This is a genomic window from Oscillibacter sp. KLE 1745 (assembly GCF_000469445.2).
GTDB classification, from domain to species: domain Bacteria; phylum Bacillota; class Clostridia; order Oscillospirales; family Oscillospiraceae; genus Oscillibacter; species Oscillibacter welbionis.
On record NZ_KI271649.1, the window covers coordinates 1 to 8,799 of the forward strand.

At 64.0% G+C, this 8,799-nt stretch carries 7 protein-coding genes; 2 read left to right on the plus strand and 5 right to left on the minus strand.

Annotated features, from left to right (window positions below; genetic code table 11):
- Nucleotides 1-25: 25 nt before the first annotated feature.
- The 4 genes from HMPREF1546_RS00050 to HMPREF1546_RS00065 all read right to left on the minus strand — a co-directional run bounded on the left by HMPREF1546_RS00050 (nt 26) and on the right by HMPREF1546_RS00065 (nt 6,431).
- Complete coding sequence (locus tag HMPREF1546_RS00050; protein ID WP_036629886.1) at nt 26-1,297, minus strand: HlyC/CorC family transporter; 1,272 nt, start codon at nt 1,295-1,297, stop codon at nt 26-28.
- A 228-nt stretch (nt 1,298-1,525) separates the two neighbouring features.
- The gene (locus HMPREF1546_RS00055; protein WP_021748561.1) at nt 1,526-2,185 is read right to left on the minus strand and encodes a YitT family protein; all 660 of its coding nucleotides are present in this window, start codon (nt 2,183-2,185) and stop codon (nt 1,526-1,528) included.
- A gap of 51 nt (nt 2,186-2,236) precedes the next feature.
- Nucleotides 2,237-3,025 (minus strand): hydroxypyruvate isomerase family protein, encoded by a 789-nt coding sequence (locus tag HMPREF1546_RS00060; RefSeq protein WP_021748562.1) that lies wholly within the window; start codon nt 3,023-3,025, stop codon nt 2,237-2,239.
- Between the two features lie 319 nt (nt 3,026-3,344).
- The gene (locus tag HMPREF1546_RS00065) at nt 3,345-6,431 is read right to left on the minus strand and encodes a phosphodiester glycosidase family protein (protein ID WP_021747570.1); all 3,087 of its coding nucleotides are present in this window, start codon (nt 6,429-6,431) and stop codon (nt 3,345-3,347) included.
- A 245-nt stretch (nt 6,432-6,676) separates the two neighbouring features.
- On the opposite strand from HMPREF1546_RS00065, the gene HMPREF1546_RS00070 reads away from it, so the two are divergent.
- A complete protein-coding gene (locus HMPREF1546_RS00070; RefSeq protein WP_021747569.1) occupies nt 6,677-6,868 on the plus strand; it encodes a ferredoxin in 192 nt (63 codons plus the stop codon).
- 45 nt (nt 6,869-6,913) lie between these two features.
- Here the strand turns inward: HMPREF1546_RS00070 and hemW are convergent, their stop codons facing one another.
- The gene (hemW, locus tag HMPREF1546_RS00075) at nt 6,914-8,125 is read right to left on the minus strand and encodes a radical SAM family heme chaperone HemW (protein ID WP_051319915.1); all 1,212 of its coding nucleotides are present in this window, start codon (nt 8,123-8,125) and stop codon (nt 6,914-6,916) included.
- A gap of 126 nt (nt 8,126-8,251) precedes the next feature.
- Between hemW and spoVAC the strand changes: the two genes are divergently transcribed.
- Complete coding sequence (gene spoVAC, locus HMPREF1546_RS00080; protein WP_021747567.1) at nt 8,252-8,689, plus strand: stage V sporulation protein AC; 438 nt, start codon at nt 8,252-8,254, stop codon at nt 8,687-8,689.
- Nucleotides 8,690-8,799 lie beyond the last annotated feature (110 nt).

The following is an 8,799-nucleotide window of genomic DNA, read 5'->3' on the forward strand; positions in this document are numbered from 1 at the left end:
CGGGACGGGCGGCGGGTTCGTCCGGTCAGTGCTGTGCCGCGCCCTCCGCGGTCTCCGGCGCCTCCGCCGCCACGGCCACCCGAACCTCCAGCACCCGGCGGTGGTCCACCATGGTCACAGTGACGTCCAGGCCCTCCGCCTGGAAGTGGTCCCCCACCAGGGGCAGGCGGCCCAGCTGGTCGATCACCCAGCCGGAGACGGTGCTGGCGTCGCAGTCCCCCTTGATGGAGAACAGATCGTACAAGTCGGAGAGGTCGGCGCCGGCGGCCACCAGGAAGCTGCCGTCGCTCTGCTTGCGGAAGGACTCCACCACTTCATCGTGCTCGTCCCAGATCTCGCCCACCAGCTCCTCCAGGATGTCCTCCATGGTCAGCAGGCCCTCGGTGCCGCCGTACTCATCCACCACGATGGCCATGTGGGTCTTTTTTTTCTGCAGCGTCCGCAGCAGCAGGCCCAGGTCCGCATTGGCGGTGGTATAGTGGACCGGCGTGATGCAGCCGGAGATGTTGCCCTGGCCCCGGTAGCGGGCGGCGTTGAAGTCCTTCTCATGGATCACGCCCACGATGTCATCCACGTCCTTGTGGTACACCGGCAGGCGGGAGTAGCCGCTCTCAGCGAACACGGCGGCGATCTCCTCCATGGAGGCAGAGTCCTCCACCGCCACGATGTCCACCCGGGGCGTCAGGATGTCCCCGGCCTCCAGGTCGCCGAACTCGATGGCGGAGCGGATCAGCTGGCTCTCGTGCTGGTCCAGACCTCCCTCGTTCTCCGCCTCGGATACCATGGTGATTAGTTCCTCTTCCGTGATGCCCTGGTCCTCAGAGGGGTGGAAGATCATGTTCAGCAGCCGCTTCCACTGGGAGAACAGGAAGTTCAGTGGCCGCAGGACCAGCAGAAACACCCGCAGGATGGGCGCGGAGAACATGGCGAAGCTCTCCGCGTGCTCCTTGGCCAGGCTCTTGGGGGAAATCTCGCCGAAGATCAGCACCACCAGCGTCAACACCACCGTAGAGACGGTGGGGCCGTAAGCCGCATACAGCTTGGTGAACAGCACTGTGCCCACAGTGGAGGCGGTGATGTTCACGATGTTGTTGCCGATGAGGATGGTGGAGATCAGCCGGTCATAGTCCTCCACCAGGTCCATGGCAAGAGCAGCTCGGTGGTCGCCGGACTCCGCCCGGCTCTTCATCCGGATCTTGTTCAGGCAGGAGAAGGCGGTCTCCGTGGCGGAGAAATAGGCCGACATCATCACCAGCAGGACGATGGCCACGGTCATTGATATAGTGGAACTGTCCATGGGAAAAATCATCACTCCTCAAAAAAATCAGCGGATCCCTGAGGCCCAAAACGCGAAAAGGGCAGTCTCACCCCTTGGGGCAGACTGTCCTTCTGAAAGACACCTCGGTATGTATGGGTGGGCAACGGAGGTTCGTCCACGCGGGTTCACAGATCCTTCCTGGCCGGCAGGCCAACTTACTTATCTGCTAATATACCATAACAACGGAAGGGATGCAACACTGATTTTTCAGGTTCTTGCACCCAGGGCGGAGATGCGGGAGATCAGCGGCAGCCTCCGGTTATAGAGGTCCACGAACCGGCCAACCGCCAGTGCGGAAAAAATGGTGCCGATCCCCAGACCCTGGAGCCGATGGAAGAGGAATAGGGAGAGGAGCAGGGCTGTGGACACCAGCGTGGCGTCGAAAGCCGTCTTTACATTGCCGAACTGTCGGCCGGTGACGACTGCGATGGCCTGGACGATCCCCCCGCCGGGGACCATCAGCACCCGGGGCGCCACCTCGACGCTGATGCCGAAGCCCAGCACGGCGCAGCCCACGCCCAGCGCCAGCAGCCGCATGGGCAGCACACCGACCTCCATCCAGGAGAGGAGTCCCATGCTCACATCAATGAACAGGCTGAACACCACATTCACAGCAACCTGCAGGAGCTGAACGGGACGGAAGTCCTTCCGCAGCAGCAGGACCTGCGCCAGAATGAACAGCATATTCATCAAAAAAGTGAACTGTCCCAGCGTGACGGGAAAGCGGAGGCTCAGCACATAGGGCAGGCTGGAGATGGGGGAGGTCCCCAGCGCGGCCTTGGTAATCAGGGCCACGCCGAAGGCGTTCAGCAGGACCCCGGCAGTGAACCAGCCATAGCGGGAGAGAGCGGTTTTTATGGAGTGCATCTTGTTGGATCCGTCCTTTTTCGCAGAATACAGGGGGTACCGGTCAACGTGTCAGCCGGCGTCCAGAATGGCCTTTACAGCCTCCCGGGTGGAGCGGGCGGGAAACAGCTCATAGCCCACCAGCCCTGTGTAGCCGGCGGCCTCCAGCGCCTTGTAGACCCGGGGGAAGGCGATCTCCCCGGTACCGGGCTCACGGCGGCCGGGGGCGTCTGCCGCGTGGACATGGCCGAAGGTATCGGCGTACTGCCGGATGGTGTCGCAGAGGCGGCCCTCGCTCAGCTGCATGTGGTAGATGTCATACAGGACCTTCAGGCGGGGAGAGCCGATCAGGCGTACCAGCTCCGCCGCCGTCTGCGTGTCCCGCAGAAAATTGCCGGGGTGGTCTGTGGAGATGTTCAGCGGTTCCAGATAGAGGGTGACGCCTGCCTCCTCCGCCAGGCGGGCGCTGGCGGCAAGGCCCGCGTACAGGGAGCAGAGCTTCACCGTGTGGGAGAGGTCCTCCCGGGGCGCCAGCACCACGCCCCCCGGCCCCAGACCGTTGGAGTGGACGGTGACGCCGGAGGCGCCCAGGAACCGGGCCGCCTCCAGAGAGCGGTGCAGAAAGGCCAGATACGCCTCCCGCTGGGCAGGGTCGATCAGAGAGAGGTCCGCGTCCCCGTTGAAGCCGCAGACAGGGATCCCGGCCCGATCTGATGCCGATTTGACGGCAGAGAGGTCCCGGTCCGCCCAGCTCCAGAACTCCACGGCGTCAAAGCCGTCCTCCTTTGCCGCCTGGAACCGGTCCAGGAAGGGCAGCTCCAGGTACAGCGTGTCAATGCAGGCGGAACGTCTCAGCTTCATGGGGGGCCTCCTCGCAAAGAGACATCCTGTCCGCGGACAGGATGTGGAATATGATTACTTTACACCCTGGGGCAGGAGCTGTCAACAGGCACCGTTTCCATCTTCCGGCTTCACCGGACAGCCCTGGCCGCCTGAATAGAGGCCGACCGGGAAGGGCTGTGCCCGGCGGCATTTGCCTGGACGGGCCCCGGGGGAGACCCTTTCCTGAAATCACAGGGGATTGGAGTCGATAGCGCTTTGCAGCACCCGGCAGATTCCGAAAAGACGCTCTCCATAAGGAGAGGCCGGCGCGGATGCGCCGGCCTCTGAAAGGCGAAACTCACATCAGGTTGTAGAGGATCTTGGCCATCTGACCCCGGGTGATGTTGGCTCCGGGCTGGAACGTGCCGTCCGCATAGCCGCTGATGACGCCCTGGGCCGCCATGGTCTGGATGTAGTAGGTGGCGTAGGCAGGGATGGAGGCGGTGTCGGAGAAGGTCAGATCGACAATGGCGTAGCCCTTCTCCTGGGTACGGCCGATCATGGCGGCGGCCTGGGCCCGGGTCAGGGACCCGCCGGGATTGAAGTACAGCCGTCCGTCGCTGCCGGTGGAGCCGTTGATGATGCCCTCGGTGTACAGGGCCTTCACCGCCGTCAGGGCGTAATCCCCGATGGAGGCGTTGTCCGCGAAGGGCAGCGTCACGCTCTCATACTGGGTGCCGTCCAGCCCCAGGTAGCGATACAGCATCACCGCGAACTGCTGGCGGGAGATGTTGTCGTTGGGCCGGAAGGTGCCGTCGGCGTAGCCGGTGGTGATATTGGCGTTGTACAGGAAGTCCACATAGGTGGCCGCCCAGTAGTCGTTGATGTCCGTGAACTTGTGGTCCACGCCGTAGGGCTCCACATCCACGGAGGCCCGGCCGATGTTGCCGGAGAGGTCCCGGGCGGTGATGGTGATCCGCATGGCCTCGTGGCTCTCCCCGGGGCCGGGCAGGGCCACGGTCACAAGACCGGTGGCGGGATCATAGCTGCCGTAGGGGGCGCCGTTGTAGGTGACGGTGACGCTGCCCGCCGGCAGGATGCCATCCACCGCGTCGGCGACCGAGGCGGTCACCTGCCAGAGGGAATTGTCGAGGGAGGCAGAGACCACAGGCGCCGCGTTGTCCGGCGTGCCGGAGGCGGTGGCGGTGATGTGGTCGATATAGATGGTGCCGGAGAGCTTGTCGCCGACAGAAACCGTACCGTCTGCGGCGGTGGTGGCGCTGACCTGCAGACCCTGAATCTCGAAGTGTGCGCCAGGGAGGGTGACGGTGACCTGTTTCCAGCCGGTGAAGTCCAGCGGGGTCACCTGGAGGGACTGATAGCCTGCGGCGCCATCGTTGTACAGCAGGGACAGGATGTTGCCGGAGCCGTCGCCGTAGACCCACAGGTGCAGGGCAGTGTAGGTGCTGCAGTCGATGCCCGTGGACTTGGAGGCCCGCCACTCGGCGGTGTAGGCGCCTTGGGATGCGCCGGTTTCGGTAAGAGTGTAATCCACCTTGGCGGAGCCGCTGCCCATCCGCACGGTGTCGGCGCTGTGGTTCAGACTGAAGTCCATGTTGCTGCCGCTGCCCCGGAAGATGGTGGTGCTGCCCTCAAAGGACTCCACCTCCATGACGCCGCCGGCGGAGACCGTGCCGGAGCTGGAGACGGTGACGGGGATGGAGACTCTGGCCCGGCCGGCGGAGACCGTGATGGTGCCGGTGCCAGGCGCGGCGGCAGTAAAGAGGCCGTGCTCATCCACCGTGCCGATGTCGCCGGTGACCTCCCAGGTGAAGGCTTCCGGATCCGCCTTCAGGGAGATGTGGTTGTAGGCGGCGGTGGCGGCCAGCTGGGTGGTGGTGCCGGTGGCGGCATTCAGGGTGGTGAGCGCGGTGCCGCTGCTGTCCCGGATCACCACGTCCGTGGGATCCTCGATGGCGTAGACGGTGGTAGAGCCTTCTCTGCGGCCGCTGGAGGCAGTGACGGTGATCTCACCGCCCCGTTTCGGGGTGGTGAGGATATTGCCGTCCAGCTCCCCGTCGGAGGCCTCCAGGTCGTAGTCATAGTCCTCGTCCATGGGGATGTAGTTGGTGTCTACGGCGGCGGCGGAGATCTCTACCTTGCTGCCCGCCAGAACGTAGGCGTTGTCCGCCTGGACGTAGAAGTGGCCCAGTTCGCCGGTGGGCTCATTGGTGGCCACCAGGAACAGGTGGTTGGCCACCGCCCGCTCACTGCCGTCGGAGGGGCGGTTAATGGTAGCGGCGGTGGTGTCGTCGGGCTGCGTCACGGTGATGGTGGTGGAGCCGCCGCCGTCCAGGCCGATGGCGGCCACGCAGCCCAGCTCGATCATCCGCTGGGCCACCTGGCTCAGGCTGGCGCCGATGGAGTGGCCGGACCGGCGGCCGTCGATGGTATAGAACACCACGGTGCCGTCAGCTGTCACACCCACCGCCGTGCGGGGGTTCACCCCGGAGGGCAGACCGGAGACCACGGCGCCGTCCTGCACCAGGGAGTATAAGGCACCCACGGCGTACTGCACATCGTTCCACGCCTCATTGGCGGCGGAGACGGTGACGGTCACCGTGGCGCCCACAGGGATGTTCCGCAGGGCGTCGGTGTAGTAGGTGTTGGAGAGGGCGTTGGCGGAGAGGACAATCTGGTCCGGCCCGATGGCCGTTGCGGAGGTGGCCTCGATCACCTGGTCCACCACCAGCGTCATGGTGCCGCCGATGGAGAGGGAGCCGTCCACGATGGTGCACAGCACGTCCACGCCGGCCTCGGTATTGCCGGTGGTGTGCCGGTTGTTGAAGTCGTATGTATAGAGGTAGATGCCGCCGGTGGAGACCCGGGCCTTGTTGATGCCGGCCACCGTGCGGATGATGTCCGTGAAGTACCCGCTGCTGTCCGAACCCTGATAGCCCAGGTTGGCGGAGATGGAGAGTCCGGGCTTGCCGATGACAGCAGAGCCATCCTCCCGGAAACCCATGGCGTAGTAGCCGCCGTCGCTGCTGAGGACCTCTCCCTCCGACACCAGGATGCCGATGGGCAGGCCGTTGGAGGTGTTGAAGAAGTCGCCGTTGATGCCCGCCACCACCCGGTAGCCCTGGCTCTCCAGTGCCCGGGCCGCAGAGGTGACCGTGGTGCGGGTGGTCAGGGAGTCCCCGAAGGTGACGATGGGCGTCACATCTGCATTGGGCTCGTATGTGACGACGTTCTCCGTCCGCAGGTCGGAGTACGCAGTACTCCAAAACACATTGGTAGAGAGCTGGGTCTTCTGGTTCAAAAGAGTGCCCTTGGAGGTCAGGTCCTCGCCCATGGCCTCGGACGCGGCGGCGGTGAGGCCCAGGGAGCAAAGAAGCGTGAACGCCAAAAACAGGGACAGGGTTTTGCGCAGGGTGTTTTTCATGTCATACCTCCATAAGCTGCAGCTGAGATGGTCTACATAATCCTCTTCAGAATAGCATAAACAGGCGGAAAAGTAAATGGGAATGGGGCAACAAAATCCACCAGATTGCACAGAGTCTCCCAAATACAAGACGGCGTCTGCGGGAAAAAAGTTCCGCCCGCCGCAGAAAAGACTTGGAGAAACCGGCGCGGTGTATTACAATAAAAGGGAACAGCGGGCGCAGCCCGCGGAAAAGGAGGAAGCGCATGACAGTCAATGTGGACGCCTCCCGGTGTATCGGCTGCGGGATGTGCGCGGCGGCGGTGCCGGCCGTGTTTCAGATCCAGGGGCGGGTGTCCGTGGTGCAGGCCCAGCCCCGGACCCCGGCGGAGGAGGCGGGGGCCTTCGACGCGGCCAACGGCTGCCCGGTCAATGCCATCCGGGCCCGGAAGGCATGAGAAAGAACCGCCCGCCGGAGCATTCCAGCGGGCGGCTTTTTTCATTCAATCCAGGTTCACCCGGAAATCTCCCCGGGCGGCGGCATCGGCCCGCCGCTGTTTGTCCGCGGCCAGGGCATCCAGCATCCCACCGATGATCTGGTTGGACACCAGAAAGCCCCGGGGCGTCAGGTGCCAGCGGCCGTCCTCCGCCACCGCATAGCCGGCCTTGGCGCACTGGTCCAGGAAGGGCAGAAAGCAGGTGAACCGGCGGCGGAAGCGGCGCTCAAATGCCTTGGGGTCCAAACCCGCCGTGGTCCGCAGGCCCAGCATTACCCATTCGGTGTCCCGGTCCAGGGGTGGGATGCGGTCGCTCTCCGACAGCATGGGGGCGTGGTCCCGCACGCCCCGGATATAGCCCTCCAGATCCTTTGTGTAGGCGTACCGCACGCCGCCGAAGTCCGAGTGGGCGCCGGGGCCGAAGCCGGCGTACTCCCCCAGGGTCCAGTATTTCAGATTGTGCCGGGAGGCGCAGCCCGGCTTTGCGAAGTTGGAGATCTCATACTGCTCATAGCCCTGGGCCTTCAGGAACTCCACCGTGTAGAGATACATGTCCGCCTGGGCGTCGTCCCCCGGCAGACCCGCGGTCCCCCGCCGGGCAAAAAGGGGCGTACCCTCCTCTACCTTCAACCCATAGCAGGAGAGATGCTCCGGCGTCAGGTCCAAGGCAGCGGAAAGGTTTTTCTGCCACCCCTCCAGCGTCTGATGGGGCAGGCCGTAAATCAAATCCAGGGAGAGATTCTGGAACTTGGCCTTCCGGGCGGCCTCCACGGCGGCTTCCGTCTGAGCCATGGTGTGCACCCGGCCGATCTCCGAGAGCTCTTCGTCATCGGCGGACTGCATTCCCAGGGAGAGGCGGTTGAACCCGCACCGGCGCAGGGTGCGCAGCTCTTTCCAGTCCCCGGCGGAGTCGGGATTGGCCTCCAGGGTGATCTCCGCCTGCTTGTCCACCTTGTATTTTTTCAGAATGGTCTTCAGGATCTTCACCAGCCGCTTGGTCCCCAGATAGCTGGGGGTGCCGCCGCCGAAGTACACGGTGTCGACCAGATGGCCCGCCGCGAAGGGGGCGGTCTCCGCCAGATGGGCGCACAGGGCATCTGTGTAGTCGTCCATCCGGCTCTCGGACCGGGGCAGGGAGTAGAAGTCGCAGTAGACGCACTTGCTCTTGCAGAAGGGAATGTGGATATACAGGCCCAGCGGGGCGGGCATGGGTCTCATGGGGATTCCTCCAAACACACAAATCTTCGGGCAACAGTGTACTCCCTTCCGCGCAGGTTTGCAAGTGCGTATAGTTTCCGAACAAGCAGGAGACCCTATGGGAAAATGGCCTGGAGGGGATTTTCAATGAATATGACGCCGCAGGAATACCAGCAGTATGTGAAGCAGAAGGCCCCCAAGTCGCCGCTGCTGAAGGATACGGTCCTGGCCTTTGTAGTGGGCGGGGCCATCTGCGTGGTGGGCCAGCTGATCCTGAACGGCTGGACTGCCGCCGGCCTGGAGGAAAAGACGGCGGGCACCGCCACCTCCTGCACGCTGGTGTTTCTCTCCGCCCTGCTGACGGGGCTGAACCTGTACAACAAGCTGGCCCGCTTTGGCGGCGCCGGGACGCTGGTGCCCATCACCGGCTTTGCCAACGCGGTGGTCTCACCGGCCATCGACTTCCGCAGCGAGGGATTCGTCACTGGCATGGCGGCCAAGATGTTCCTGATCGCCGGGCCGGTGATCGTGTTCGGCACCCTGGCCTCGGTGATTTACGGCGTGGTCCTGGTGCTGCTCGGCTGAAGCGGGAATGCCATGCCGTCCCGCTTTGGGGATGCTGCACCCACAGAGGCTTCCTATATCCTAAATATATCCGATCTCAAAAGTCAGAAGACCGCCCCGGCGCTGTGCAG

Coding starts and splice junctions, on each gene's coding strand:
- HMPREF1546_RS00050 (WP_036629886.1), bottom strand. CDS start 1,297: ATGGACAGTTCCACTATATCAATGACCGTGGCCATCGTCCTGCTGGTG.
- HMPREF1546_RS00055 (WP_021748561.1), bottom strand. CDS start 2,185: ATGCACTCCATAAAAACCGCTCTCTCCCGCTATGGCTGGTTCACTGCC.
- HMPREF1546_RS00060 (WP_021748562.1), bottom strand. CDS start 3,025: ATGAAGCTGAGACGTTCCGCCTGCATTGACACGCTGTACCTGGAGCTG.
- HMPREF1546_RS00065 (WP_021747570.1), bottom strand. CDS start 6,431: ATGAAAAACACCCTGCGCAAAACCCTGTCCCTGTTTTTGGCGTTCACG.
- HMPREF1546_RS00070 (WP_021747569.1), top strand. CDS start 6,677: ATGACAGTCAATGTGGACGCCTCCCGGTGTATCGGCTGCGGGATGTGC.
- hemW (WP_051319915.1), bottom strand. CDS start 8,125: ATGAGACCCATGCCCGCCCCGCTGGGCCTGTATATCCACATTCCCTTC.
- spoVAC (WP_021747567.1), top strand. CDS start 8,252: ATGAATATGACGCCGCAGGAATACCAGCAGTATGTGAAGCAGAAGGCC.